At 57.8% G+C, this 26,864-nt stretch carries 24 protein-coding genes and 1 pseudogene; 6 read left to right on the forward strand and 19 right to left on the reverse strand.

Translation table 11 applies throughout. The features are described 5' to 3' along the window. Positions 1-55 precede the first annotated feature (55 nt). The gene (locus P9217_RS28095) at positions 56-514 is read left to right on the forward strand and encodes a hypothetical protein (RefSeq protein WP_278055745.1); all 459 of its coding nucleotides are present in this window, start codon (positions 56-58) and stop codon (positions 512-514) included. 482 nt (positions 515-996) lie between these two features. After that, positions 997-1,365, forward strand: a complete 369-nt coding sequence (locus P9217_RS28100; protein WP_278055747.1) for a cupin domain-containing protein — start codon at positions 997-999, stop codon at positions 1,363-1,365. Positions 1,366-1,465: 100 nt separating this feature from the next. Here P9217_RS28100 and P9217_RS28105 read toward each other — a convergent pair whose 3' ends face one another. The 18 genes from P9217_RS28105 to P9217_RS28190 all read right to left on the reverse strand — a co-directional run bounded on the left by P9217_RS28105 (position 1,466) and on the right by P9217_RS28190 (position 22,635). After that, positions 1,466-2,527 (reverse strand): GTP-binding protein, encoded by a 1,062-nt coding sequence (locus P9217_RS28105; protein WP_278055748.1) that lies wholly within the window; start codon positions 2,525-2,527, stop codon positions 1,466-1,468. Between the two features lie 20 nt (positions 2,528-2,547). After that, positions 2,548-4,206 (reverse strand): amidohydrolase, encoded by a 1,659-nt coding sequence (locus P9217_RS28110; RefSeq protein WP_278055750.1) that lies wholly within the window; start codon positions 4,204-4,206, stop codon positions 2,548-2,550. 82 nt (positions 4,207-4,288) lie between these two features. Further along, on the reverse strand, positions 4,289-5,614 hold the full coding sequence (locus P9217_RS28115) for a branched-chain amino acid ABC transporter permease (protein WP_278055751.1): 1,326 nt from the start codon (positions 5,612-5,614) through the stop codon (positions 4,289-4,291). After that, the gene (locus tag P9217_RS28120; protein WP_278055753.1) at positions 5,611-6,615 is read right to left on the reverse strand and encodes a branched-chain amino acid ABC transporter permease; all 1,005 of its coding nucleotides are present in this window, start codon (positions 6,613-6,615) and stop codon (positions 5,611-5,613) included. The genes P9217_RS28115 and P9217_RS28120 overlap by 4 nt, the downstream gene beginning before the upstream one ends. Before the next feature lie 2 nt (positions 6,616-6,617). Next, positions 6,618-7,322, reverse strand: coding sequence for an ABC transporter ATP-binding protein (locus P9217_RS28125; RefSeq protein ID WP_278055754.1), 705 nt, complete (start codon positions 7,320-7,322; stop codon positions 6,618-6,620). Further along, positions 7,319-8,116: an ABC transporter ATP-binding protein gene (locus P9217_RS28130; protein ID WP_278055756.1), complete on the reverse strand. Its 798-nt coding sequence runs from the start codon at positions 8,114-8,116 to the stop codon at positions 7,319-7,321. Before P9217_RS28130 ends, P9217_RS28125 begins: the two co-directional genes overlap by 4 nt. A gap of 66 nt (positions 8,117-8,182) precedes the next feature. After that, positions 8,183-9,376, reverse strand: coding sequence for an ABC transporter substrate-binding protein (locus tag P9217_RS28135; RefSeq protein WP_278055758.1), 1,194 nt, complete (start codon positions 9,374-9,376; stop codon positions 8,183-8,185). 302 nt (positions 9,377-9,678) lie between these two features. Next, the gene (locus P9217_RS28140) at positions 9,679-10,404 is read right to left on the reverse strand and encodes an SDR family oxidoreductase (RefSeq protein WP_278055858.1); all 726 of its coding nucleotides are present in this window, start codon (positions 10,402-10,404) and stop codon (positions 9,679-9,681) included. Positions 10,405-10,880: 476 nt separating this feature from the next. Next, positions 10,881-12,854: an FAD-dependent oxidoreductase gene (locus P9217_RS28145; RefSeq protein ID WP_278055760.1), complete on the reverse strand. Its 1,974-nt coding sequence runs from the start codon at positions 12,852-12,854 to the stop codon at positions 10,881-10,883. Positions 12,855-13,460: 606 nt separating this feature from the next. Continuing rightward, entirely contained in the window at positions 13,461-14,579 is a 1,119-nt protein-coding gene (locus P9217_RS28150) for a branched-chain amino acid ABC transporter substrate-binding protein (RefSeq protein ID WP_278055761.1), read from the reverse strand. A 31-nt stretch (positions 14,580-14,610) separates the two neighbouring features. Beyond that, positions 14,611-15,789, reverse strand: coding sequence for an ArgE/DapE family deacylase (locus tag P9217_RS28155; protein WP_278055762.1), 1,179 nt, complete (start codon positions 15,787-15,789; stop codon positions 14,611-14,613). A 239-nt stretch (positions 15,790-16,028) separates the two neighbouring features. Then, a complete protein-coding gene (locus P9217_RS28160) occupies positions 16,029-18,281 on the reverse strand; it encodes a xanthine dehydrogenase family protein molybdopterin-binding subunit (RefSeq protein WP_278055764.1) in 2,253 nt (750 codons plus the stop codon). Further along, a complete protein-coding gene (locus P9217_RS28165; RefSeq protein ID WP_278055765.1) occupies positions 18,278-18,769 on the reverse strand; it encodes a (2Fe-2S)-binding protein in 492 nt (163 codons plus the stop codon). The genes P9217_RS28160 and P9217_RS28165 overlap by 4 nt, the downstream gene beginning before the upstream one ends. After that, the gene (locus tag P9217_RS28170; RefSeq protein WP_278055767.1) at positions 18,766-19,641 is read right to left on the reverse strand and encodes a xanthine dehydrogenase family protein subunit M; all 876 of its coding nucleotides are present in this window, start codon (positions 19,639-19,641) and stop codon (positions 18,766-18,768) included. Before P9217_RS28170 ends, P9217_RS28165 begins: the two co-directional genes overlap by 4 nt. A gap of 143 nt (positions 19,642-19,784) precedes the next feature. Next, the gene (locus P9217_RS28175; RefSeq protein WP_278055768.1) at positions 19,785-20,135 is read right to left on the reverse strand and encodes a RidA family protein; all 351 of its coding nucleotides are present in this window, start codon (positions 20,133-20,135) and stop codon (positions 19,785-19,787) included. 225 nt (positions 20,136-20,360) lie between these two features. Beyond that, a complete protein-coding gene (locus tag P9217_RS28180) occupies positions 20,361-21,620 on the reverse strand; it encodes an FAD-binding oxidoreductase (RefSeq protein ID WP_278055770.1) in 1,260 nt (419 codons plus the stop codon). Continuing rightward, the gene (locus P9217_RS28185) at positions 21,617-22,114 is read right to left on the reverse strand and encodes a type II 3-dehydroquinate dehydratase (RefSeq protein ID WP_278055771.1); all 498 of its coding nucleotides are present in this window, start codon (positions 22,112-22,114) and stop codon (positions 21,617-21,619) included. The genes P9217_RS28180 and P9217_RS28185 overlap by 4 nt, the downstream gene beginning before the upstream one ends. A 23-nt stretch (positions 22,115-22,137) precedes the next feature. Continuing rightward, positions 22,138-22,635, reverse strand: a complete 498-nt coding sequence (locus tag P9217_RS28190) for a type II 3-dehydroquinate dehydratase (protein WP_278055773.1) — start codon at positions 22,633-22,635, stop codon at positions 22,138-22,140. Positions 22,636-22,846: 211 nt separating this feature from the next. Here P9217_RS28190 and P9217_RS28195 point away from each other — a divergent pair, with 211 nt between their 5' ends. The 3 genes and pseudogenes from P9217_RS28195 to P9217_RS28205 all read left to right on the forward strand — a co-directional run bounded on the left by P9217_RS28195 (position 22,847) and on the right by P9217_RS28205 (position 25,407). Next, a complete protein-coding gene (locus tag P9217_RS28195; protein WP_278088325.1) occupies positions 22,847-23,215 on the forward strand; it encodes a hypothetical protein in 369 nt (122 codons plus the stop codon). A gap of 116 nt (positions 23,216-23,331) precedes the next feature. Continuing rightward, a pseudogene (locus P9217_RS28200) lies at positions 23,332-24,696 on the forward strand (NAD-dependent succinate-semialdehyde dehydrogenase); the annotation flags it as partial. Positions 24,697-24,726: 30 nt separating this feature from the next. Continuing rightward, a complete protein-coding gene (locus P9217_RS28205) occupies positions 24,727-25,407 on the forward strand; it encodes an aspartate/glutamate racemase family protein (RefSeq protein WP_278055777.1) in 681 nt (226 codons plus the stop codon). Between the two features lie 39 nt (positions 25,408-25,446). Here P9217_RS28205 and P9217_RS28210 read toward each other — a convergent pair whose 3' ends face one another. Next, positions 25,447-26,121 carry a GntR family transcriptional regulator gene (locus P9217_RS28210; RefSeq protein ID WP_278055779.1) on the reverse strand — a complete coding sequence of 225 codons (675 nt, stop codon included), beginning with the start codon at positions 26,119-26,121 and terminating at the stop codon, positions 25,447-25,449. 98 nt (positions 26,122-26,219) lie between these two features. Here P9217_RS28210 and P9217_RS28215 point away from each other — a divergent pair, with 98 nt between their 5' ends. Then, complete coding sequence (locus P9217_RS28215) at positions 26,220-26,858, forward strand: amino acid synthesis family protein (protein WP_278055780.1); 639 nt, start codon at positions 26,220-26,222, stop codon at positions 26,856-26,858. Positions 26,859-26,864: the final 6 nt, after the last annotated feature.

Below are 26,864 nucleotides of genomic sequence, written 5' to 3' on the forward strand. Positions count from 1 at the left end.
GCCAGGCGATCACGCAGGACGAGGTACTATTGGGTCGCAATTAGGGAGGTTTGTAGTGTTCAAGGCGCTTCTCCTGTCTGCTGTGATTATGAACACAGGCGCAGTGTTGGCGGCGGCTGGTCAGAGCGACAAGCCGCGATCAAGTGTGGACAATCCTATGTGGCCCGCTTCACTGAAATGGGACTGCAAGACCGCTGCCAAAATCGTGTGTGAGCGTGATGGCAGTTGCTCAGTGGCTGGGGACCACACTGGATTTGTGCTGAACTACGGGAGCAACGAAGCTGAGTTCCCGGCCAGCAATGTCAGGATCAAACGCCACTATCAGCAAACAGTGCAGGCAAGCCCTTTGCAGCAGGAAGTCAAGGTCGAACTGGCCGACAATCGCGTTCTCTGGCTGACGGCCGTGGATGCCAGCCGCACTTATTCGGAAGCGTGGGTCGGCGCAATGAGCGAGCTGAAGGGTGGCGCTGTACTAATGGAATCTGAGGGAGTCTATTGCATGCCGCACAAGTGAGTGCCGGGCGGGCGAGCGAAGGCCGACACAGTCTGGTCTGAGGCGCCAACCTCGGTGTTTCAGAAAACGGCGAGTCGTCCCATTCAGATTCGTCATACGATGAGGCAGCTTAAGTATTCTCTATATGTCAGCCCAAGACAATAACGAAACGGGACTGGAAAAAGCTAATCATTTCTTTTGGGTTGTCTCAATAGGACTTCGCGTCGACCAATACCTACTTTGGTAGATTAACGTTTATTGGTGAAAGTCGCGTAATATAGCTTATGGAACTTCGAAATTGCGCAATGCCTGGAAGAAGAATAAGTAGCATCGCCCGCATCCATCAGCTTTTGTTTGATTGACAGATTGTCTGACGAATTATACCCTGCAGCCCTCTGGCTACCTCGGTTGGACCCGCATCGGGGCCGGCGCGTAAAACCATATGCCTAGCCGCTCCTGCGCAACCAGCGGGAGGCTATTTCGACCGACTGGAACGAATGACTATGACCGGGAAAATCAATGTATCTGAGGCGTTCTCGCAGTTCGAGGAGAACTGGCGCCCAAAAGTCATCGCGACGCTTAATGGCCAGGAAGTTAAGGTGGTGAAGATCAAGGGCGAGTTTCCCTGGCACTTCCACGAGAACGACGATGAGTTCTTCATGGTGTGGAGCGGCCGCCTGCGCGTGGAGTTCCGCGACCGCGTTGTGGAGATGGGCCCCGGCGAATGCGTCGTCATCCCCCGTGGGATCGAGCATCGCAGTTGCGCGGATGTCGAGACGGAATTCGTGATCTTTGAGCCGGCCAACGTGCTAAACACGGGCAATCTTGGTATCATCGACACCTATACAGCCCCCAACGGCGTTGCCGTCTAGCGCACGCCGGGAAAGCGCCGGCGCGCTGGCAGGGTGCGGCGCATGCTTTTGATGGGCTTATCGGCTGCTCGCGCCATCTAACAAGTGAAGCTTCCCCAACTTACTCCTTCTGACAGCTCAGAAATGCGGCATGCAACGCGTCGACGTCGACCTCCCCTTTTTTACCGATCACGACAAGACTTGAGCAATTCGGGGCGTCTGAAGCGCGCTCGCAAAGATCGAGCGACCACCTCGGACCTACGACTTGCAGCAGGAACCATCGACCCGGTTGGGGGTCCAGGCGGATAAAGCCTTTGACGCGCAGCACACCGACGGGAAAAGCTGCCGCCAACGCGCAGATCCTTTTGCGGTCAAGCAGTCTATCGGCCGTCAGCACATGGCTCTCGAAAGTATCGGAGGCCGGTAAGCTCGCTTCGACAGCGGCGAAGCGGGATTTGGTAGAAATGCCTAAAATAACCTCGGCGGGGATTGCACAACGGACCGCTGGCAGGAGCCTCGCCGCCGGTGCGACGGTCGACAGCAGGTGTGAGATCGCCGCCAGGTCCTCCGCGCCTGCAATGTCGATTTTGTTTAGAACAACGAGATCAGCAGCGCGGATCTGCCCTTCGGCCACGGGCCCCGCTGCAGCATCAGCAACCGTCCGCGTGGCAGCATCGGCGTCCACTACGCAAACCACGCCATTGAGCCGCAATGCCGAATTGGTGAGCGCGACCTGAAGAACACCATGTGGCTCAGCGATGCCACTCGCCTCCAGTATTATTTGCGTGGGAGGCTCGTCGCGCATCGCGAGTTCTCCCAAGGTGGCAACAAGCCCGTTGGCGAGCGTGCAGCACACACAGCCATTGGCAAGATCGATGCTGTTGACGTCCTCGCGGCTGACAAGCTCGGCATCGATATTTACCGAGCCGAAATCATTGACGATGACTGCCAGCCGAATGCCATGATCCTGTGAGAGGAGAGAATTCAAAAGCGTCGTTTTTCCGGCGCCAAGAAAGCCGGTGACGAGCGTAAACCCGATCGATGCCTTACGCGCCGGTGGTAACTTTGCCGCCGACACTGAGGCATGTCCGATGCCGAGCAACATCTGCCAGGTGTCCGCCAGTTGGTCGCGGCGTCTGCTTTCGAGCTCCGCAAGGTTGCCTTCGTCTCTCATTTTGCTCATCGGGGCCCTTCCATACCTAGTCAGGCTGGCTGCTTTAAGCCGCCGAGCACTGTCCCCCAGATAGGGATGTGGCGGATACGATCGACCTCTACTTCGAGCGGATCTTCCTCCAGAATGGCGAAATCCGCCAGTTTACCGACCTCGATACTGCCCACCTCGTTTTCCATCCGTAGAATATACGCGGCGTCAATGGTGATCGCCCGCAAGGCCGCATCTCGCTCGATACGCTCGTGCGGCGCAAATACCGTCTTTCCGTCCTGAACAATGCGGGTCATGGCGATCCAAGCGGCCGTCAACGGATGCAGCGGCGCAACGGCAAAGGCATGATCGGAATGGAACGCGAAGGGCACGCCTTCGCGCTCGAGCGTGCCCACGCGCGCAGTGGCTTCCGCGCGATCAGGGCCCAGCCCTTGCGCGGACTGAAGTTGGCTGCGCGTGTGCAGGTAATAGATCAGAACGCTCGCAGCGCCGCCTAGTGCCTTGAGACGACGCGCCTGCTGTGTAGTGCTGATAAGGTAGTGTTCGATCGTGAAACGATGGTCGAAACGGGGAAGCCGACGCTGCAACTCGGCAAGTGCGTCAAGCGTGGCGTCCACCGCTTCATCGCCATTAGCGTGCACGTGGAGTTGGATACCGCGTTCCCAGTAGGGCATCATCCGGTCTGCCAACTCCTCCCAGGCGTCCTGGCCCCGCAAGCCGTTGCCGCCGTCCAAATAGCCGGGAAATTTGAGCCTAAGCGACATTGCCTGATAAGAGCCGTCGGTCCAGAACTTCACGCCGTGAAACCTGAGCTTCTCGTGGAAGTGGGCCGGGGCGAGGCCGGCGATGAAGTCAGGTGTTGCTTCGCCGTGAATGGCGCGCAGGCCGAACTCGCTGGGGGTGAGAACCATTCGCAGCGGAAAATCGTCGTCGAGCACGACCTGCCTGTGATCGCGCAATTCATCGTCGAAATTGGTGACACCGGTCCCCATGTCTGCCGTGAGCGTGATACCGGCGCGCTTGGCGGTGGCGGCGAGCTTGCGCATTCCCTCCCGAGCGCGCTGCGGATTAAGCATCTCGCGCCGAAACGGCTCCATCGCGAACCGGGTCGCCTCAAACTCGATGAACTGGCCATTGAGGCGCCCGTCCTCAAAGCGTCCGAGGCCGTGCATCTGCATCTCGTCGGTGGCGCCAAGCTGGTCAAGCATGGCGCTGTTTACGTAGAGGTAGTGGATAGCATAGGAGAGAACCCAAATCGGTCTCGTTTTCGAGATTCCGTCCAGGATATCCCTGTCGATTTGACCGCCATGGAACGCGGGATCGAAACCCCATGCAAACAGCGTCTGATTGGGATCCTCCATCGAACGATCGATCTCGCGCAGGCGCTCGAACACCGCTTCGCGCCCTTTGACCGCCGGCTCAAGCCACGTCGGGGAATCGATCGGACCGATATAGTTGAGGTTCACGACGCAGGCCGACCAGTGAAGGTGCGTGTGGGGATCGATCAGTCCGGGCATGATGATCTTGTCAGCGAACGTGTCGTCGACGACGTGGGGATAGCGCTCCAGCCAGGGCTTGATCGTCTCCATCGTGCCGACGGAGACGATCCGACCGTCGCGTACGGCCACCGCGCTCGCCTCCGGGCGGCCGGGATCCATGGTGATGATCTTCTTGGCCTGATAGACGCGGATTTCTGACATTTTGGAATCCTCCCGGACGACCATTCAGGGCCGCATTAAGCTGCTGTTTCAGACCAATTTCTCAAGCCGGACCTCAGCCCGGCTACGCCCGAGGCAAATCGGCTCGACCTCCCGCGGTTTCCGGTATCAAGCCGCGCGGACCGAAGCGCAGCACGAGGAGCATGATCAGCCCCATGAGAAGGAAGCGCATGTGCGGAGCGCTTTCCATGAGGCGCTGATGAATCAGACTACCTTCCGGCAGCGGCGAACTGATAAGGCGCATGAGCCAAGCACCAGCGGGCTCAGCCTCCACCCAAACGAACCAGATCAGGAACGCTCCGAGCACCGCGCCCCAGTTGTTCCCCGAACCGCCAACGATGACCATGACCCAAATTAAAAACGTGAAGCGGAGCGGATTGTATGCGGCAGGCGCATACACGCCATCAAGCGACACCAACATCGCGCCGGCCATACCAATGACAGCTGAACCCAACACGAAGACTTGGAGATGCCGCCTGGTGACATCCTTTCCCATCGCAGCAGCTGAAATGTAGTTGTCGCGGATGGCGCGCATCATTCGTCCCCATGGAGAGTGGAGCGCGCGCTCACTCAGCCACAATAGCACGCCGAGAACCAAGAGAAATAATAAAGTATATCCGAGTTTTACGGCAATTCCAGCAAGATCTGATGGGTCCGCACCAATTTTATCCGCAAGTCGTATAAACCATTCCATCTGACGCAGCGACATCTCGTCCGCGAAAGGGCGTGGAATGCCGCTGACATTCTTTACGCCGCGGGTGAGCCAGCTCTCGTTCTTCATCACCGCCAGAATGATTTCGGAAATTCCCAGTGTGGCGATCGCCAGATAGTCAGAACGCAAGCCGAGCGCTACTTTGCCAGTCAGCCAAGCTGTGGCAGCGGCAAAAGCTCCACCGACAAACCACGAAACCACGATGGGCAGACCAATGCCGCCAAGGTAGCCGTTGCGCGCGGCATCGAAATTCTCAATCGCGTCCGTGGCCGGCAAGAAAAACGAGCTGGCGAGAACAATTCCCCCGGCAATAATGAGAAGGATGGCGGGAAGCCGCCACTGGGCCGGCAGCCACCTCCTTGCGCCGAGGGTTGCGAGGATCGTTGCGACCACACATACCAGAGACAGCGCCAATCCACCCGCGCCGACGTGCCATGCTCCCACCACGGGCGGCAGCGAGAGGACGGCTGCGAAGCCGCCTAGTGCGGCGAAGCCCATTCCCCCGACGTTGAAGAGCCCGGCATAGCCCCACTGAATGTTAACGCCGAGAGCCATAATGGCTGAAACGAGGCACAGGTTGAGGATAGTGACACTCACGTTCCAACCTTGCAGGAAGCCAATGGCCAAAAGCGCGGCCGTCATGATGGCGTAGAGGAAAGCTGGGCGGAAACGTTTCACAGTACCCTCCCTTTGAAGATTCCTGTCGGACGGAGCAAGAGAACAAGGACGAGGATGACGAAGGAGACGGCATATTTGTAGTCGACCGATATGAGTTGCACCAACCCTTCGGGTCGGAACCCCAAATATTCGAGCACCCGCTTGTACGGATAGGTTATTGCAACCTCGGAGAACGCGACCAGATAACCGCCGACAACTGCGCCCAGCGGATTACCGATACCCCCGACCATAGCGGCTGCGAAGAACGGCAGTAGTAACTGAACATAGTTAAACGGCTTAAAGCTTTTATCGAGGCCATACAGTGTGCCGGCCAGGGTCGCCAGACCTGCCGCGAGCAACCAGCAAACCAGGACGACCCTTTCGGGATTGATGCCTGAGAGCAACGCCAGATCCTCGTTATCGGAGAAAGCGCGCATCGCCTTGCCGGTGCGAGTGCGAGCGAGAAACCAGAATAGCCATCCCATGGCGAGCACGGTGGCCACGACGGTGACTAGTACCGTAACTTTGACGGCCACACCTTCAGCAAGACCTGTCAGTTCGCGGAAGCCAGCGGCGCTGATTAGAAACCGTTCCCCATCGGCAAAGCGCTGGTCGTCCGATCCAATGAGGATACGGACGAGACCGCCATAGATGAAGGTCACGCCGACCGAGGCCATGGTCATTATGACGGGGGCAACGCGCTTGTTCCGATAGAAGCGATAAACAATCCGGTCCGTTGCCAATGCAAGTCCCGCCGCAGCGGCAATCCCGACGGGTAATGCGAGCAGCGCAGTCGGCAAAACTCCGAATCCGATGCCAAGCGACTGCAGCCACCACGTAAGAAGAATGGTGACTGCGGTGCCAAACGCCATGAGGTCGCCATGAGCGAAATTTGCGAAGCGAAGAATACCGAAAATCAAAGTAACGCCGAGCGCGCCTAGCGCGACCTGCGAACCATAGGCAATTGCAGGTAAGATGACGAAATTGGTGAACAGTGCCATCGCATTGAAGATGTCGATCACACTCAGCCTCCCAGAAATGACGCACGAACCTGCGGATCGGCTAGCAGTTCATTTCCAGTACCGGTATGGGCGTTGCGCCCCTGCACCAGAACGTAGCCGCAGTCGGCTATTTGCAGTGCCTGCCGCGCGTTCTGTTCCACCATGAGGATCGCGATCCCAGTGGCGGCGACGTCGAGAATGCGGTCGAACAGTTCATCCATGACGATCGGCGAAACGCCGGCGGTCGGTTCATCGAGCATTAGAAGAGCGGGTCTCGTCATTAGCGCGCGACCCACGGCAACCTGTTGTCGCTGCCCGCCCGACAGTTCACCGGCTGGCTGCCGCCGCTTCTCCTTGAGAATGGGGAACAGCGCGAAGACCTGATCGAGAGTCTCGGAGAAATCGTCCTCGCGGATGTATGCGCCCATTTCGAGGTTCTCCTCGACGCTCATCGTCACAAACACGTTGTGTGTCTGTGGCACAAAGCCCATGCCGGCCCGTACACGTTCCTGTGGTGAAAGGGCGGTGATGTCGCGCCCAGCGAGCAACACGCGGCCTTCGCGAAGCGCGAGCATTCCGAAGATGGCCTTCATCGCCGTAGACTTCCCGGCGCCGTTTGGGCCGACGATGACCGCGATTTCGCCCCTGTCGACCGATATGGTGCATCCATGAAGGATATCTGCACCGCCATAACCTCCGGTCATGGTCTCGCCTATCAGCATGCTCACTGGGCCGAACTCCTCGGTTCACGCGCCGGGCGCTGCCTGAGACCTCGTCCGAGATAGGCCTCAATCACCTGTTCATTCGCCTTTACGGTCGCAGCGGAACCCTGGGCTAGCACTTTCCCTTCAGCCATCACGATCACCGGGTCGCAGAGACGCGCGATGAAATCCATGTCGTGCTCGATCATGCAGAAGGTGTAGGCCCGCTCACGGTTTAGCCGGAGAATCGCGTCGCCTACGGTGTTCAGCAAAGTGCGGTTCACGCCCGCACCCACTTCGTCCAGGAAGACGATCTTGGCGTCAGTCATCATCGTCCTCCCGATCTCGAGCAGTTTCTTTTGTCCGCCGGACAGGTTGCCCGCACGTTCGTCCGCCACGTGCGAAAGCTGTAGAAAAGCAATTACGTCGTCGGCCCTGGCACGAACCTCTTGTTCACGGGCCGCAACTTTCGATGGTCGACACCAGACATCGACGAGCGATTCACCGGGCTGCCCTCCAGGCACCATCATCAAATTGTCCCTGACGCTGAGGGTGGCGAATTCATGGGCAATCTGGAACGTCCGCAGCAAGCCCCTCGCAAACAACTGGTGCGGAGGCAGGCCGGTAATTTCGTTTCCGTCCAGCATAACCCGACCCGACACTGGTCGATGATGGCCGGCTATCGCATTGAAAAGAGTTGTCTTGCCGGCACCATTCGGCCCAATCAAGCCAGTAATCGATCCTTTCTCGATCGTAAGGCTGACACCATCGACCGCGCGGAGTCCCCCGAAATGGACATGCAGGTCTTCTACTTGGATCAACACGACCTCCCACGTAAAAAGGCAGCCGCCAGTTCTACACTGGCGACTGCCCGGTTAGCGCCGCGCTCAATGGAAGCCGACGGTTTCGAACTTTCCTCCCTTGATTACATATTCGCGGTAGGAGCCCCCGACGTCGCCGTTTTTGTCGAACTCGACGTTTGTCGCACCGACATAATCGATATCGCCACCATCCTTCAGGATCTGCAGCCCCTTGGCGAGTTCACCCGGGTAGATCTTTTCTCCAGGCGCATTGGCAACGGACTCGAGCGCATCGCGAATTTTTTTGCGATCCGTGGAGCCGGCCTTCTGAATCGCCAGACCGATCAGAGCCATGGCGTCATAATACTCGCGCCTGTAAACGCCATTAGGATTGAAACCGGCCGCCTTTGCCACGGCGTCAAAGGCTTCGCCGCCCTTGCCCTCCGAACCTGCGACGGCACCGATCGAACCTTCAAGATCCTTGCCCACTGCGTCGAGAAGAGATTGGTAGTACATGCCGTCGCCAAAAGCGAAGCGACTGAAAGCACCGGACTCGAGTGACTGGCGCACGATGCCGAGTCCGCCTTGGTCGGCGTACCCAAACACGACGAGAAGATCACCTCCAGCAGCAGCCAGGGCCGCCACTTCGGCCGAGTAGTCGGCCTTGCCGTCATCGTGCGGAGCAGCCAGGGTAATCGTGCCGCCGGCTGCCTTGTATGAGGCTGAGAAGGAGTCAGTCATGGCCTTGCCGTAGTCGCTGTTCGAATAGGAGACTGCCACTTCCTTGAGGTTCTTCTTCATCAGCATGTCGGTAATGACTTGCCCAAGCCGAGCGTCCGAGGGCGCGGTACGGTAGAAGTAGCCAGGGGCAATGCCAGTGAGTGCGGGCGACGTGGCCGAGGGCGAGATCGTCAAGACGCCATTCGGTTTCGTCACGTTGTTCACAATCGCCGCGGTCACTCCCGAGCAATCGGCGCCGACGAGTGCCACGATCTTGTCGCTAGATACTAGGCGCTCCGCCGCCGGGACGGCGGCCGAGGAATCGATGCAGGTGGAATCGGCATGGGGCGTTACGATTTTGCTGCCGCCAAGAAGTAGCCCGCTGCGATTGATCTCGTCCGCCGCGATCTCAGCGGCGCGGGCGTAGTTCGGGGCTTCTGACTCCGTCGGTCCCGTAAATCCAACGATGATCCCGACCTTAATATCCGCTGCACTGGCACTTGCGCATGCGATGCCAGTTGCCGCAAGTGCGGCCGTAAACATGCGTCTCAATTGGTACATTTACATTCCTCCCAATCTCGTTCGGCAATCACCAGGGCGCCTTCAGGACGCTCCCGCTGCAAAACGATCATACATTCACTTTGTCTGACAATCTGTCAATAGCTGCATTCTCGTCGCCCCAGATTTTCTGACCAACATAGTGTTGGAGTGACGCCCACTGATCCTTGAGATGCTCATCGGGCCGATTGGCGTGCGCGCTCTAGTTTTCGCGGAAATCACCGCATCTGCGAGGTCGTCCCGTATCGGTGCAACCTTGATCAAAATCATCTCTTTTGAGGCTTGGGCCGCGACCTGTACTGCCGCTAGCGCTTTTTCAACCAGGGTATACCACCAGCATAGGTCACGAACGCATCCTTGGCGATTATGCCACTATCGATTGGAAGGAAGGCCCCGGTTATCGCACGGGCGCGATCGGAGACAAGAAAGGCGATGGTTTCAGCCACGTCTTCCGGCTCGGGCAGGTAGTTCAGCGCGTGGGGCTCCATAATCCTTGATTCGTCACGTTCTCCGGCGGCTATCGCGGCGACAAGAGGCGGCGTCATAACGTGGGTCGGCCCGATGCAATTGACGCGAATGTTGAAGCGGCCCAATTCAGCAGCAAGCAGCGTCATACGCTCAATTGCCACTTTACCGGGGTTATAGGCTGGCAGCGGCAACGGCATTCGAGAATGAATTGATCCCAAGGTTACGATGGCGCCTTTTTCATTGGGGATCATTTGCCGGGCAAAGGATTGGCAGGCGTGAATGGCGCCGAAGTAATTGACCTTCCACATCCGCTCATGCGCGACCATGTCCATGTCGAGCACACATTCCGGGTTTGGCTGCATCGCAGCGGAAGTCACAAGTACCTCGACAGCACCGAGTTCAGATCCGACTGTGGCAGCAGCCGCTTCAACGGCAGCGGCGTTTGACACGTCGCAACGGATAAACCTTGCGTTATGCCCAGCTTCGGTAAGTTCCCGCTCCACCCGCCATCCTTCGGCTTCATCGATATCGATGAGTGCCAAGGTGTATGGTCTTTTGCCAATCGTTTCGCCGTAGCCTCACCTAGCCCGCTGCCTCCGCCGGTAATCACTGCGACACGTGAACTCATGGCGAAACCTCCTTGCATGCAACCCACGTAAGGTAGCTATGGAATGTCTTACATTCTGTCAATATTACTTTCTACGCTCAGATTGACCAACACCTCGGGGCGCCGGAATCCCGGAGATGTGGCTCTTGCCCGACAGGCTCGAACTGGTCTTGGCCTGTGAGACGCCACAAAGAAAACCAGCATCGCAACCGCCGCACTGTCATCTCAGTGCCGGTTTCCGCTCTTGCGAGCTAAACGCACCATCGAATTGGCAGTGTCGCTATGCATGCGAGTCGGGTGAAGTAGGCTCACCCGGCTCGATCACCTGAACACCGCTGATAAACAGGCTCCTGGAGCTCAGCTCGGGTCTCCAAGACGACTTGCGCATATCCAAGGACGGGACTGTCGATCTAAATTCCGAACGCACGACATCTAGATTTCACGTCCGGCCCGATGTCCGTCAATGATCGCAAGTTCGATATCTCTTGGCTGGAAACAGTCTCCGATCAGACGCACGGCGACTTGTTTGTCCCGAAGCGGCTGGGCCAGCGCATCATCGGCGGCACCGCCGGCGCCAATAATAACGGAATCCACGTTCTTGATGGAATCCGGCTGCCACGTGACCACATTGTATACCTCTACGCCGTCGTCCGTTATCTCCCAAGGGGCGGTATGCGTCAGAAGGCGTACGTTCGGGAAGTTCATCAGCCTTTCCAGTTGATGGTGGCGCGTCGGGGACGGCATGTGTGGCGCAATGGTCTCGAGGCCAGTGATGAATGTGATCTCGTGCCCCCGCTCAGCCAGAAAATCGGCAACACTGACGGCCTCGCCGCGACCAACCAGATCGAATATGGCCAGACGCTTTCCAAGAACCGCCTGATTTGCCATGGCGTCGCGTGTCGTAAAGACATGAGGCAATCCGGCGCCTTCGATCTCGGGTAAATAGGGCTTCGAGCCTGTTGCGACGACAACTTCGTCCGGCTCCTCGCCAAGAATTGTATCTAGGGTAACCTCTGTTCTAAGACGAATGTCCACGCCGAGCTTTGGCAGTTGGCGCTCGAACCACAAGATGATTTCTTCGAAGCTGTCGCGCTTCGGGGCTTTCATCACCAAATTGACTTGGCCGCCGAGTCGAGAACCCCTGTCGAACAAAACCACCCGGTGGCCGCGAGTGGCCGCGATGCGGGCTGCTTCCATTCCAGCGGGCCCACCACCGACGATGACCACCTTTCGTGGAGTTGCGGCGGGCGGGAGTTCGCTCCAAATGCCCTCCCGGCCGGTTACGGGGTTATAAATGCACCCAACCCCCAGTCCAATATCGACGTGACCGACGCAAGCCTGCGTGCAGCCTATGCAGGTGCGGATGTCGTCTACCCTGCCCGCCTTCGCTTTGTTCGGGAAATGAGGATCCGCGATAAGGGTTTTCGCCATGCCGATGATATCGGCCTTGCCATCGGCAAGGGTTCGCTCGGCAATGCCAGGAGAATCCATACGCCCGGCACCAACAACCGGCAGCGCGACGGCGGCTTTGATTGCCGCAGGCAGGTGCACGAATGCACCGGGCTCGTAGTAGTGGCTTGGCCAATGCATGCGGCCCTGACGCGGTATGGAGGTCACCGCGTGCCACATGTTGAAATAGTCGACGAGACCTTCCGCTTCGAGGAGTTTCGCCAACTCAACGTAGTCCGCGAGTTGCAGACTGAACTCGGCCAGATCGTCATACATCCTGATTCCGACGATCCGGTCAGGGCCCATCTCTGCACGCAGGACGTTCAGAACTTCGCGCAGGAACGTCATACGCTCGAGGAGCGTATGACCACCATATTTGTCTGAACGGCGATTACCGTTGGGATGAAGGAAATTGGCGGCAAGGTAGTCCATTCCAACAGCGAGTTCGATGCCGTCGTACCCGACCTTACGGAGGCGACCCGCGGCGGCACCAAAGGACGCAACGATCTCCTCCACCTCCCCGGTGTCTAGAACGTGTGGCATGATCATTGGCACGGAATAGTCGGGTGTTGGCACAGCAGACGGCGCAACGATCGCGCGGCCGTGATACGCACCACCGTCCATGAGGCGGCGGCCCCGGTGGCCAAGCTGTGCCAGGATCGGAACGTCGTAGTCGTGGGATGCATCCGCCATCCGTTTGAATGCATCTGAACTTGAGTCGGAATAGTTGGTAAGAGAGAGTGAGAGTTGGCCATCGTAAACCGGTACAGTATGACCGGCGACGATGATCCCGGCGCCCCCCTTCGCGCGCTCGCGAACATAGTCCGCATAGGCTTGGCTCGGCGTGCCGTCGCCCTGCTGATAGTGTGCAGCATGGCCCGTATTCATGATACGGTTTTTGACCGTATAGCTGCCGATGCGAATTGGGGCGAAAAGGTTCGGGAAGAAATCGTTCACTGCTGGTCTCTTCGAGTTTTCGGGACTGCGAGCCGGACTGGCTGTCGGATGGGAGGGTGCCGCCCAACGGGCACGATTGTAAGACAATCTTAATCTAAGTCAATCGCACTCCTCGTGCTTGTTGCGTCCTGTTTGAAGCCATGATCCTTCAATTTTCTCACGGCGATGTCAGTGACAAACGGTGTGTTCGCAACGCAAGGAGACCGTTTGCCGGGAGTACTTTGCAGTCGTTTGAAACATTAGCTCGGAGCGCTCGGCTGTTGTGGACTGCGGCTTCCTGAAGAAAAACTCGGGCTAGAACATCGGGATCATCAAATGACCATGAACAGCGCAGTCTCTGTAGTTTCCTATCGAACTTCTCGTAGCGATGTTCATCATATTGATCGTATAAATTATTACTATATTTAACATAAATAAAACAAATATGGTCAAATTCACTGTGCAATTCGTGCTGATATTCTTATCGCTAACATTACTAGAGACCGGCTTTGCGAAATCACACGGCATTAAAGGAAACTCTGGTAAATTTCTCCTGAGCGACGGCTGTGCATCCGTGGAGTTGGCCGCCTTGAATAGGCGGCCATAGCTCCGTGGGTCTCGACCCTACTACTCGGTTGGGAAATATGTGTACTTCCCATCGTCACCCTTCTTCCACTTGTAGACGATATAGTCGGCTCTCGTTATGTCGCCCTTTGAATCGTAGCTGAGATCGCCAATTACAGTCTTGAAGGCACCCTTGGCTTTGATTGCCTCCGCCACTTTTGCTGGATCGTTCGTGCCGGCCGCGTTGGCAGCTGCCGCAATCACCTGAACAGCCGCATATGAGTAAAGGGTGTAGGATTCCGGCTCGAACCCTGATTCACGAAATTTCTTGACGATTCCGGATGCAGCTGGATTTTGGCGCGGATCCGGCGGAAAAGTCATTAGCGTGCCGTCGGCGGCGTCGCCGACAATGGCGGCGAACTCGTCGGTGGCGATAGCGTCTCCCGCCATCAGGTTCGCCTTCATACCTTGATCAGCCATTTGTCGAGTTATCAAAGCGGCTTCGGTATGATCGCCGCCATAGTAGACAAGCGAAACGCCATCCTGCTTGAGCTTGGAAACAAGTGCCGAGAAATCCTTGTCCCCGACGTTGATTCCTTCGTAGGCGACGTCTTGCAATCCACCGGCATTTATCTGTTTTCTCACTGCATCGACCATCCCTTGTCCGACAGGCGTCTTATTGTGGACAAAGGCAATCTTTGCATCCTTGAAGTGTTTCAACAGATAGGAGCTGGCAACCGCTCCCTGCTGATCCGCACGGCCGCACGTACGAAATACATTCCAGAGGCCCCGGTCAGTAAGATCCGGGTTGATTGAGGACGGACTGACCTGGAGAATCCCGTTTTCCGCATAGACATCCGAAGCGGGAATTGAAACGCCGGAATTGTAATGGCCGACTACGAACTTAATGCCGTCGGCAACAAACTTGTTCGCCACAGAGATGCCCTGCTTGGGGTCAGCTACGTCATCACCAATTTCGAGGGTGATTTTCTCGCCGTTCATTCCGCCCGACGCATTGATGTCATCGACGGCTTGCTTGGCGCCTCTTTGCAATTGCGCGCCGAAAGCCGCTCCCGGACCAGTAATGGGACCGGCAACCCCCATAAGCACATCTGCCCAGGCACTACTGCCAAATCCGAAAACCGTAGCCATGGCTACCGCCACCAATAGAGATTTTTTCATTTTCGTTCCCCTTTTCGTTAGTGTAGTTTCGTTATTCGCAGAACTCGACGGCAGTATCTGTAAGAATATCGCAAAGACGTTCGACAGACTTGATATCAACCCATTCGGTCGGCGCATGCGCACCGCCTCCAGCCGCTCCAAACATCACGCTGGGGATGCCGGCAGCTTGTAGAATGGCGCAATCTGTCCAGAAGGGCTCACCTCGACGGATTGGCTTTTCGCCCATCACGCGTGTTGCGGCACGATCGAGCGTAACCACGACTGGTTCCGCCTCAGCTACCGCGAAGGGAGGACGGTCGAGGCCAACGGTCAATGCGGCGCGAAAATCGGGATCGATCGATGCAAGATTGTCCAGTATCTGCTGGAGCTCGGTCGTCACCGAAGCCGCGGTCTCGCCAGGAATCGTGCGACGCTCCAGGGACATGCGGCACTCAGCCGGGTAGCTGGAGATTTCTTTTCCACCCTCGATCAACGAGGCGTGCACGGATCCGGATTTCAGAGTTGGGTGCGTGGGTGCTGCTCGAAGGCGCTTATCGTAGTCCTCTAGTGCGGATAGGAATTTTCCGGCCTTGGCGATTGCGTCGATGCCCAAATCCGGGCGTGAGCCGTGGGCCGCGCGACCGTAGACTGTCACGTAGCACCACGTGAAACCACGATGCGCAACGGTGAGCTCCAAATGGCTGGGCTCGGTGACAATGGCCGCGTCTGCCGTAAACTTGGCAACGACTTGTTCCGTGCCGAAAGAGGCAAATTCCTCATCGGCGACACAGGCCACGAGGATATCCCCCCGCAGGCCGCTCGCCTTCGCGCGCACCGCCGCAACCATCATTGCGGCAACTCCGCCTTTCATATCAAAGGAGCCACGACCGAAGAGCCGGTCATCGCGAACAACCGGGGTTAGCGCATCTCCATCATAGCCTGAGATCGAGACCGTATCGATATGTCCGTTGAACATAAGCGACCGGCCGCCGCCTGACCCGCGCGCGATACCGACAATCGAAGGCCGTCCTGGACGCTCCTCAACCCGGTGAACCTCAAACCCGCGCGCCGATAGCCAATCGGCACAGAAGGCCGCGATCTTTGCCTCACCCTCTCCTTCAACGACCAGGTCAGGATTGACGGAGTTGATGGCGATCAGCTGTTTCAACAGCTCGACCGGATCGTCAAGAACGGGCTCGTCTACCGGAACTGTCTGGCAGCCGATCGCCATCAGCGGCTCTCCTCCCGCAACGGCCTAGGGTGTTAATCCAAGCTCTGCATCGAAACTGTTTTGATGACATTATGAGTGTCAGACATTTTGTCAATAGTCAGAGCCCTCAATCCCAACGAACATCGATCAGGCCAGGCGGCTGGATTGGGCGGCCGGGCTGGCAAGAGGCGAACTGTGCTCGATAAGGTTCTTGCTGCTGTTGACCATGCGCCGGAAAAAGCCGCCGCATACGGACCCAGCTAGGGATGATCAAGGAACTCCGCGATATATCCCGCATCGAAGGGAAGGCGCATAGGCTGTCGTCCCAGAATATCACGCAGTGCCGACCCGATGGCTGCGGCGGGTATGATCACGGGAGGCTCACCGATTCCCTTTGCCCCGAAAGGCCCAGTGGCGCTCTCGTTTGTCTCGATGAATATGGTTTCGATTGACTTCGGAACGTCAGCGATGGTCGGCATGCGGTAATCGTGGAAATTGTCGTTGCGGACTGCGCCGTCCTTGTCGATTTCCAGGTTCTCATAAAGCGCATAGCCTATACCCTGGACGACACCGCCCTCGACCTGTCCACGGGCAGCGAGCGGATTGAGGATGCGCCCGACGTCATGGACGGCAACATAGCGGAGCACCTCTATTCGTCCGGTCTCGTCGTCCAAGGCTATTTCAACGGCATGACAATGGAACGTCGCCTCCCCCAGTCGAGCGAAGCGCGCGTTCTCCAACTGCGAACCCTCGATCTCGGAAGGCCTTTCCCGATAACGCGCGGATGCTACGACCGGGCCAGACCGCATCCTGGCCGACGACACCACGTCGGCCAACGGCAGCGATGCGTTTGACTGGCCGACACCCTCAACCCTGCCTTCGCGCAGAACCAGGTTCTCGGGCGGGACGCCCAGCATCTCTGATGCCTCATCCTTGATCTGGCCAACGACTTCTTCCAGGGCACGCAGCGTCGCATTGCCGGTAGAAAAAAGCGTCCGACTTCCTCTGGAGCCGGATTCGAACGGGGCGTCGCGGGTACTGCCATTGTTCAGTGCCACTCGCTCAGGGTCGATTCCCAGCACCTCGGAAACCATCGCCGGCAACGTCGTAGAGATCACACTTGTACCAATCTCGGTACCGCCTGATGACACAGTTGCGCTTCCATCGTCATGCACTTGCACGACCGCCGATGACGGCGTTCCCAGTGACGACCACCATGTACAGGCAAAGCCGTAGCCGCGTCGCCGGATGTCTCCGGCAGGCCGCTCCTCTGAACGGAATGCTCGTAGGCGTTCCAGCGCCAGGTCCATGCATTGTTCGATACTCACGTCCGACATCAGTTCGCCACCTGGACCTCGCTGCCCCTTCCTAATGAAGTTGCGGCGGCGGACCTCGACGGGATCAAGGCCTAGTATTTGGGCAATCTCATCGAGATGTGCCTCGCCGGCATAGACGAGCTGCGGTCCGGTGGGTCCACGAAATGAGCCGGTTGGACAAGTATTGGTGTAGACGGCTCGCGACGATAGATCGATATTTTCGATGTGGTAGGGCCCGGTAGCGTAGAAGGCAGCCATAGAATTCAATGCCTGGATATCAAGCGCATAGGCGCCCGAATCCAGGAGAATGCTACATTTCCTTCCAAGCAGATGGCCATCGGGATCGACCGCGCTCGAGATTTCCACGATCGAATTCTCGCGAGGGCTGCCGTTGCGCATATCTTCGCCCCGCTCGCAAATCAGTTGCACTGGGCGACCTGTTGCAAGGGCCAGCGCCGACGCGTGCGGCGCGTAGCCGACATGCAGCTTACCTCCAAATCCTCCGCCTACTGCGGGAACCCGGATTTCGATTTTGCCGATCGGTATATCAAACAACTCGCTAAGCACCATACGCACGCCAAACGGCTGCTGGGTGCTCATGATGAGTGACAGTCCGTCTGCGCAGGGCATGGCAGTCACTCCCCGCGGCTCGAGATAGCCCTGATGCACGCGATGGGTTTCGACCCGCGTCGTGACAATTTTGTGCGCCAGTTGAAATGTGGCGTCCACATCGCCCCTTACGATGCGGGCGGTGTCGAGTACGTTCTTAGCAATTCCATGGACGAGAGGTGCTTGTGGCTCCACAGCCGCGGCAAGATCCACAACGAACGGCAGCGGATCAATCTGTACCTCGACAAGCCTTGATGCCCGGCGAGCTGCGCTCAAACTCGTGGCGGCGATCATTGCTAGTGGTTCGCCCACAAAACGTACGACATGCCTGGCAAGCACCGGCTGATCGTGCAAGTAGTTACCGTACGTCCGATCGGGCAGATCTTCAGCGGTCAGGACGCAAACCACGCCATCCATTCCTCGCGCGGCATCGACGCTGATTTGCCTTATGGTTCCGGCCGCCACTGGCGACCGCACCAGAACAGCGTAGAGCATGTCCGGCACGGAAATATCTTCAGTGTACTTTATGGCACCAGTGATCCGTTCCCTGGCGTCCCGGCGAAGGAATTTGGTCCCGAGAAGGTTCACAGCTGTTCCCCTCCGTTCGCCAGTTTCGCCAGGGCGGCTTGCAGCGCCTGTCGTATGGGCAGATAGCCCGTGCAACGGCACAGATTGCCGGCCAGCGCAGTTGCGATCTGAGATTCAGTCACGTCCCGACCACATGATTGCTTCGCAAGAGCGCAAGCCGTGACGACAATGCCTGGCGTACAGAAACCGCACTGCGCTGCATCGGTATCGATCATTTCCTCGACGATAAGTCGACCGGCAGGTGTAGCGACCACGCCCTCAATCGTTTCGATGCGGGCGCCCTCGCATTCAAGGGCGTAGACCAGACAAGAATTCACCGGCCGTCCATCCAGAAGAACGGTGCAGGCACCGCAGTCGCCGGTGCCGCAGCCAAGCTTGGTTCCGGTTAATCCAAAGGCGTAACGGATCACGTCGATCAAGAGGGTATCCGCGTCGGCTTGCAAGCACCGCTGTTCGCCGTTGATGTCGACATTTATTGCCGCTGTCATGAGGAGCTGTCCTTGTTCCATTGGCGAGCCCTGCTTAGAGCTTCTGCCGCGACGGAAACGACCAGGGGACGCAAAACGTGCAGCCGGTGCTTGCGGCTGCCACGCACATCATCGATAGGTCTGGCGGCGGCAACGACAGCAGCGGCCGCGGCCGCGACGGCGCCACTGTCTACTGTCGAGCCTATCAGTTCGCTGGCCGCCTCCGGCACGAGCAAGGGCGTCGGACCACATGCCCCGACGGCAACCCGTGCATGCGTGCATCGGTCTCCGTTCAATTGCAGGAAGATCGCCACCCCTGCAACTGACAGGTCCATCGAATTGCGATAGGTGAAGCGACGGTAGGCCGACCCACCGCCGTCGAATGGAATCACAATGCGGGTAAGCAGTTCGCCTGGACGCATTGCGGTTCTGCCCGGCCCCTTGAAGAAGGCGTCTGCTGAAATCGACCGCTCGCCACCCAAGGAGGCAACCTCAAGTTCGCACCCGAGGACCAACAAGCCGCACAGCGTATCCGCTGCCGGAGAGGCTCGACAAATATTGCCGCCTATCGTCGCGCGACAACGGGTTTGCCAACCACCAACAACACTCGCGCCGTCACTGATTGCGTTCAGGCCAAGGCCCTTGTGGTAGGAAAGCGTATCAAGGCTTGTGCACGCGCCGATGCTGATCCCACGCCCCCCGACGTTGACATCGGTAAGGGCTTCAATCCCCTTGATATCAACCAGGCTATCGGCACTGACGACAGACTGAGCGCGCATCACGACGAGGTCTGTACCTCCTGCGAGGACGCATGCTTTCTCGTTGGCGATCAAGGCTAGCGCCTCAGAAACGAGTTTCGGTTTCGCATATGGCACTGACGTCAAATTCGACATTGAGCAAACTCATCCAGTACGCGCGTCACTTTGGTAGCTACCTGCTCGATCCCCGGGAGAAATGCTCTCACGTGGCAACGCAAACCTTAAAGAGCCACTTCCCGGCGGCACTCCACGATAGCGACGCGTTTCGAGCACCGTAACTACTGGGGCAGCGCAGCAACGACGGTGATCTCGACCTTCTGTCCGGGAACGAGCAAATCGACCTGCGCGGTCGAACGTACGGGCGGATTGGATTTATCGACCCATTCGTCCCACACGGTGTTCATGCCGGGGAAATCATTGCGATCCGCCAACCAGATCGTGGCTTGGATCACGTTTGATTTGTCGGTCCCGGCAAGCGCAAGCAACCGGTCGATCGAGGCCAGCACGGAGCGCGTCTGTTCCCCAAGGGTGTCCGCCTCCGAGCCCACTTGACCCGTCAGATAGACGGTGTTGCCGAACACGGCCGCCTGGGAAAGTCTGTGATTGGCCTCGAGACGCTTTACGTTCATGTCTTACCCTCTAAGAAATCCGCATGCCGGACTGCATGCGCGCATTTGTTCTGTTTTGAACTACTGGCAAAATGAGCGCTGCCTGCGACATGCATTTGCGCCCCTCGCACCCCGCAGATCAGCCTTCCGGACAAAACCAGGATTGCACGAGACTACTGGTGTTTCCGCAGACCTAGCTTGTTGGTCTCAAACCCCCGACAGCCGTTAAATTCGACGTGAATCCGATTATCCAGCGTGCGTGCCGCTCGCTGGGGCACCGTAGCCCCTGACATACCCCGCAGTTTCAGCGTCGCGATATATGCTCTCGTATTCCGCCAGGGCCTTCTGCCGGATTTCATCCGACGACAAGTCCTGATCCGCGAATCGTCTGATCGAGAAGCCTTCCAAGACCTCTGGTCTCTGCCCGGTAGCCAGCCATGAGGCCAGTTCCTCGCCCAGAGCTGGAGCGCAGGACAGACCCATCACGTTGCAGCCGGTAGCGAAATAGAGACCGCTCGCGTCTGCGACCTCGTCGATCAGGTAACTACCATCTGGCGTCATGGTCGTGACACCTCCGCGCAGTTCGACGACGCTGGCGTCTGCGAGCCCGCGAAACACTGCGCTGACCTTTTGCAGTGCGGTCTCTATCGCCGCACCATCGAGCGGGACATCTTCCGCGCTTTTGGGAACGGCTTTGAATTCGAGCGGATGCGGCTCATACGTCCCAAACATCAAATTGACGCCTTCGGGTCGCGCATAAACCGCGTGGTCCACTATGCGAACAGACGGCAAACCGGGATGAATGCCGGGAACGCCGGAGCGAATTGAATACTGGTGGCGTACGTACAGTGCCGGCAAGATCGCGCCGGTTCGCGCCAGAAGCTCCTTCGTCCAAGGCCCTGCTGTTATCACCACGGCGCCGGCGTCGACCTTGCCAGTTCGCGTCACAACGCCAACGACCTTGCCAGCGTCGATTACGATGTCAGCGACGTCCTCGCCGAACTGGAATTCCACGCCTGCCTTTTTGGCCGCCAAATAGAACGCCGCCAGCATATCGGGTGGGCGGAAATAGAGGTCATTCGGGGCGTGCCAGGCAGCCAAGGCGGCATCGGCATTGGTATGCGGAGCGATCCGTTGCGCATCGTCGAGCGCAATCATCGAAACATCAGCGCCAAGCAGGCTTGCCCGCTCGACTTCACGCTTCAGTTGCGCCGCCGACCAATCGGCAAGCGCATACCGAATGCTGCCAACCTGATGGTATTTGAAAGCAACTCCAGCGCTCTTTTCAAAACCTGTAATGATGTCGATGCTACGGTGCATGAGCTCGCCCATCGCCGGGTCGGTCTGAGCGATGACCGACTGACCCGCCGCTCTCGCCGACGTCTGGGCACCAGGTCCCACGCGATCGACGGCAAGCACCCGCATTCCTCTTATCGCGAGATTGTACGCGACGCTCAATCCAACTGCGCCGCAACCGACAACGAGGACGTCAGGCTTGGGCATCATGACGCCTCGTCTTTCGCCAGCCGACCGGCCTTCAACTCCTCGACCAGAGCGACCAGTGCGCCAAGGTAGCCAAAATGCCTGAACCCCATCACCGTGCCAGTGGCTACCGATGTAAAGACCGAGTCGTGACCGGTTGCGTAGATATTGGCGAAGTGAACTTCCACAAAGGGTTTGCGGGACTGATGTAGCGCCAGCTTCGTGGGCTCGCCAAACGCCCACAACCCGCCCGGGTTGATCAGGAAGGCATCAATGTCGGTCTGCGCCTCGATGAAGTCCACGAGGTCGCCCTCGTGATTCGAGTGATAGGGGACAACCTCGACACCGAGTTTCAGACCGAGATCACGCACGACATCTTCAAGTTCTTGCAGCGAGCCGATCGTTCCGTAGATGTTTTTGTCGCGTCGGCCCAGGCTCGTCATGTTGAGCCCGTTCAGCAAGCCAACCCGGATTGGGTGCGTCAATTGCGGCGAATGCGAAATTTCTTGTGCAGTCATGACTTTGGCCCTCCAATCGGCAATCAAGTATAAAGCGACCGCGGCGCGCCGTGGGAGCGATTGAGAGGACCAGTCCCTTCCGGATGCAGGAAGTCGACATCGTCGAGCGCGAGCACCAGTGCCGTCATAGCGCCGACATAGCTGGAACGCCCAAGCCCAGAAAAGATCGTCAACACGCTCGGAGCGAAAATCGACTGCTGGCGTAGCTCCCCATTGTCGAGATGGACTTCGACGCAGGGCTTCTTCGCATCCTTCAACGTATGGCGAAGCGATTCGCCGACTCTGACGAGCCCGCCCGGATTCACCAGATAGGCGCTTGCCCGATCTCGACTGGAATGGACAAACTCCAGCAATCTGCCTTCGTGATTTGACTGGAAATGCTCAATCTCAATTCCAAGCTGCGACGCCCACTCTTCAAGCGCTTTCTCGAATTCACCCATATCGCCCAGGGTGGCTCGGACGCCAGGGCCGCCGAGTACGACGATATGCCACTTGGTATTGCCCTTTCTGAGATCAGACAATCGCACCTTCATCTCCTTCCGTTAGCTCATCAAGCGCGGTAGCCTTTTTTCCCAGGCGCAGCGTCCGCAAATCGTCTCGATATTAGGCGACACCACCAAAATTGACAAGCCATCTGACATACATTAAGAGTGTCAGACAATATTTTTCGACCTTACTCCTCTGAATGGCATGACAAATGGTGCTCGCGATTTCGACGCAGTGGGAGCCGAATTGAAGGATTTTTTTGCGATAGCCGCTACCTTGGCGCGACGCGCCGCGCAGACTCCGATCGATTGTCAACGGGTTCCGTTCGAGCATCGACCGGTGCGTCGCTTCAAGAATATTCCAGTGCGGCAACGGGGTACCGACGGTCTCAACTGTTTCTATTGGGGCGTAGAGGGAACCTCTCTCGTACTCGTCTATGATGACGAGATCGTCGAATATGAATTCGACGACGCGTCAATGCTGCGCACGCAAGCCCGGCAACTGGAAGCCCTGAAAATTCGCCGCGTTGATTTCGCCGAAGGCCTGGCGAAAATCATCGCAACCCTGGCTGTGCTTGTCGTGTTTCTTCAGTTCATCGTCTGGCTTACCAGCTGACGACACCGACAGCATTCGAGACATTTCCGCCCATGATTTCTCTAAAAGATCCTTCCCTGTTGGGTCCGCACGCTGCCGAGCCCGGTCGACAGGACACGCTCGGAGCATGTTTCGCCGTCAGAGATCCCGCGACCGGAACGGCCATAATGTGTGTCTCCGATTTCAATGTCGCCCGTTCTCGCGAAGCCATCGATATTGCGTATGCCGCTCGCTCGGAATGGGCTGCGAGAACCGCTGACGAACGATGTTCGATCATGCTTCGCTGGTCGCGGCTGATGCTCGAGAACATCGAAGATCTCAGCGTCATCTTGACGTCGGAGATGGGCAAGCCATTGACAGAGGCGCGCGCGGAAATCACCTACGCCGCAAGCTATATCGAGTGGTTTGCCGAAGAGGGACGGCGCGTTTATGGAGACGTCATCCCCGCGCATGGGCAAAGCAAGCGGATTTTCGTTCTCAAGCAACCTGTCGGCGTAGCCGCGCTGATTACGCCTTGGAATTTTCCCTCCGCCATGATCGCTCGCAAGGCGGCGCCTGCGCTGGCCGCGGGTTGCAGCATTGTCGCGCGGCCGTCAGAGCTAACGCCATTGTCAGCGCTTGCAATGGGCGTGCTGGCGGAGCGAGCCGGTATCCCCTCGGAGATCTTTCATATCCTCCCAAGCACCGATGCGGCAGGCATAGGCCTGGAGTTGTGCAGCAATACGAAAGTGCGGAAGCTGTCCTTTACCGGCTCGACCCGCGTTGGCTCCCTGCTGATGCGGCAAGCGGCGGGCGATATCAAAAGGCTGAGTCTCGAATTGGGCGGGAATGCGCCATTCGTCGTCTTTGACGACGCCGATCTCGATAAGGCGGTGGCAGGCGCAATTATCGCCAAGTTTCGCAATGCCGGCCAAACGTGCGTGTGCGCGAATAGAATTTACGTACAGAAAAATGTGCTCGACGCCTTTGCGGACAAGTTGTGCCAGGCGGTTGCCGAATTGAATGTCGGCAATGGCTTGTCCGGAGACACTCAAATCGGCCCCTTGATCAGCCCGCAGGCCCTGGCGAAGGTTGAGGAGCATATCCAAGACGCCATGCAGCACGGTGCGAAGGTCCGGTTGGGAGGCCGCCGCCATGCACGTGGAGGTCAGTTCTTCGAGCCGACCGTGCTGACGGACGTTTCACACGATATGAAGGTCGCCCGAGAGGAAACGTTTGGCCCTGTCGCACCGCTTTTCGCGTTTGACACCGTCGAGGAGGTCATCGACCGGGCCAACGATTCTGAATATGGGCTCGCTGCCTACTTCTATACGCGCGACCTAAGCCGCGCCTGGAAGTTTGCCGAGGCTCTCGAATTCGGAATGGTCGGAATCAATACCGCTGCCATTTCGACCGCCCAAGCCCCATTCGGGGGCGTAAAGCAATCAGGAGTTGGCCGCGAGGGTTCCAGATACGGCATCAACGAGTACCTCGAATTGAAATATCTCTGTTTGGAAACCTAGAAGAGGCCTTTGCCTGGATCGGACTGAAGAATGAAAGACCGCATGCCTCGTGTCGGGTTAATGGTGCCCTCATCGAATACTGTGATGGAGGTCGACTTCAACCGCGAATTGGGCGGCCGATGCAGCGTGCACACGGCTCGCATGTATATGGTCGAGACCACAAGGTCCGCCGAAATTGCCATGGTGGAGACATACGCTCCGGAGGCAGCTCGAGACCTTGGCACCCTCAACCCGGATCTCGTGGTGTTTGGATGCACATCGGCCGGGTCGCTGTTCGGAGCAGCCTATGACGCAGAAGTCTGCGACAAGCTTGGCGGGATCGCCAATGCGCCGGCGCTTGGCGTTCTCACGGCGGTCGGCCAAGAGCTGGATGCAACACCGGGACAACGCCTAGCCGTCATCACGCCCTATGTGGAGGACCTTACAACTTCGGTGGCTCGCGCCGCAGAGTCGGCCAATCGCCGCGTAGTAGCCGCCGCGGGCATGGGGATCAGCGACAATGTCAAGCTTTGTGAGCCGACACCAAAAGAGATCGTCGAATTCACCCGTAAGAATTTGACGGGAGTTGACTTCGATTTGTTGTTGGTATCGTGCACGAATTTTCGCGCCCTGGAGGCCAAACCACTGTTGGAACGCGAATTCAAAGTGCCTGTGGTGACCAGCAACAGTGCAGTGATTGCCTCTATTCGACGGCTGCTCACGATCCATTGAGCCGCCAGATGGCCTCGGTTCCGAGTGGTCTTTGTTGAATCACTCCAATTGTTCGCGCTTGTAGGCCTCATGTGCGGAGGCATAGGCCTGTTCAACGTGATGGATAGCTGCACGCCGAGCAGCCTCGCTGTCGCGGGCTTCAATGCTGTCAAGGATGGATTTCATTTCCTTGAGGCTTACTTTTGCCCTTCCCGGCATGGACATCGACCGGGCGCGCAGGAAATTGACGCGGGCCAGCAAGCCGCCCAGTACTTCCTCTATAATGCTGTTGTTGCAGGACCGGAGGATCTCCGCATAGAAATCGGCCGTCGAATTCACCTCGGCTGCCGCGTCTGCCCCACGTGCCGCCTTCTCGAACACGCTCAGCGCAACGCGCATTTTTTTGATCGACTCGTCCGTTGCATTCTGCGCTGCCAAGGATGCAGCTTCGCCTTCCAGCAACGCACGCACCTTGTAGATTTCCGTAGCCTGATCCCAGGTCAGACGCGGAATGTGCGGGCCTTTGTTGGGGACGATCGCTACAAGACGCTCGGCCTCCAGGCTCCTCAATGCTTCGCGGACGGAAGGTCGACTCACTCCAAGAAGCTCGCAAAGCTCCGCCTCGAGAAGACGGTCACCAGGCTTGAACACTCCGGTTATGATTGCCTGACGCAGCTTTTCGACCGTCACCTGCTGCACCGTTTTGGGCGAGACGCGAAAATCGATGAGAGTCATCCTAAACAGCCTCCGTTGCACGCTGAGCCTTAGCTGATTTGTGTCAGCCTTGCATCAACTAAGATTGACAGAATGTCTGACGATTTGATACTAGGGAAATGACGAATGAAGTTTTTTTGGAGGCATATACCGTGCACAATTTGCGTATCCGCCGGACCTATACGGTTATTGAAGACAAGTTCGAGGAAGCAGGTCAGCCGGCTCCGGCGCCCGTCCGCAAAGTCGCTGTAGTCACGGTGCTGCAGAACCCATACGCTTCGGCGGGATATGTGAAAGATCTTTCGCCCTTGACTGAAGAGAGCGTTGCGCTTGGGCGACGCATGGGGGAAATGGCCTTGGATGCACTCGGCGACTACACCGCTCAGGGATATGGCAAAGGCGGGCTGGTAGGTCTTAATGGCGAACAGGAGCATGCCAACGCGTTGCTCACTACAGTCTTTGCGAACCCGATCCGAGATGCGATCGGCGGGGGAGTTGCGTGGATTTCCTCAATGCAAAAGGTGGTGCCACCAGGAACCACGATCGACATTCCGATGAATCACAAGGACGATGTTTACGTTAGGTCACATTATGACGGGATGACGATTACGCTGCAAGGAACCCCGATGCCTGATGAGATCGCGATCATATTCTGTCTGGTGAGTCATGGGCGTATCAACGCACGCGTCGGCGGTCTTACGCACGAGGAAGTTTCAGCAAGGCGGCAACCCGCCGGCAGCGAGGTCGCCGGAGCGTAGGTGAGT

The organism is Mesorhizobium sp. WSM4989, from assembly GCF_029625795.1.
Lineage (GTDB): Bacteria > Pseudomonadota > Alphaproteobacteria > Rhizobiales > Rhizobiaceae > Mesorhizobium.

Bases quoted from the DNA above. Each gene is read 5' to 3' on its own strand.
- P9217_RS28175 (WP_278055768.1), bottom strand. From the start codon at position 20,135: ATGAACGTAAAGCGTCTCGAGGCCAATCACAGACTTTCCCAGGCGGCC.
- P9217_RS28185 (WP_278055771.1), bottom strand. From the start codon at position 22,114: ATGACTGCACAAGAAATTTCGCATTCGCCGCAATTGACGCACCCAATC.
- P9217_RS28180 (WP_278055770.1), bottom strand. From the start codon at position 21,620: ATGATGCCCAAGCCTGACGTCCTCGTTGTCGGTTGCGGCGCAGTTGGA.
- P9217_RS28215 (WP_278055780.1), top strand. From the start codon at position 26,220: ATGACGAATGAAGTTTTTTTGGAGGCATATACCGTGCACAATTTGCGT.
- P9217_RS28170 (WP_278055767.1), bottom strand. From the start codon at position 19,641: ATGTCGAATTTGACGTCAGTGCCATATGCGAAACCGAAACTCGTTTCT.
- P9217_RS28210 (WP_278055779.1), bottom strand. From the start codon at position 26,121: ATGACTCTCATCGATTTTCGCGTCTCGCCCAAAACGGTGCAGCAGGTG.
- P9217_RS28165 (WP_278055765.1), bottom strand. From the start codon at position 18,769: ATGACAGCGGCAATAAATGTCGACATCAACGGCGAACAGCGGTGCTTG.
- P9217_RS28105 (WP_278055748.1), bottom strand. From the start codon at position 2,527: ATGAGCAAAATGAGAGACGAAGGCAACCTTGCGGAGCTCGAAAGCAGA.
- P9217_RS28150 (WP_278055761.1), bottom strand. From the start codon at position 14,579: ATGAAAAAATCTCTATTGGTGGCGGTAGCCATGGCTACGGTTTTCGGA.
- P9217_RS28100 (WP_278055747.1), top strand. From the start codon at position 997: ATGACCGGGAAAATCAATGTATCTGAGGCGTTCTCGCAGTTCGAGGAG.
- P9217_RS28155 (WP_278055762.1), bottom strand. From the start codon at position 15,789: ATGGCGATCGGCTGCCAGACAGTTCCGGTAGACGAGCCCGTTCTTGAC.
- P9217_RS28205 (WP_278055777.1), top strand. From the start codon at position 24,727: ATGAAAGACCGCATGCCTCGTGTCGGGTTAATGGTGCCCTCATCGAAT.
- P9217_RS28110 (WP_278055750.1), bottom strand. From the start codon at position 4,206: ATGTCAGAAATCCGCGTCTATCAGGCCAAGAAGATCATCACCATGGAT.
- P9217_RS28135 (WP_278055758.1), bottom strand. From the start codon at position 9,376: ATGTACCAATTGAGACGCATGTTTACGGCCGCACTTGCGGCAACTGGC.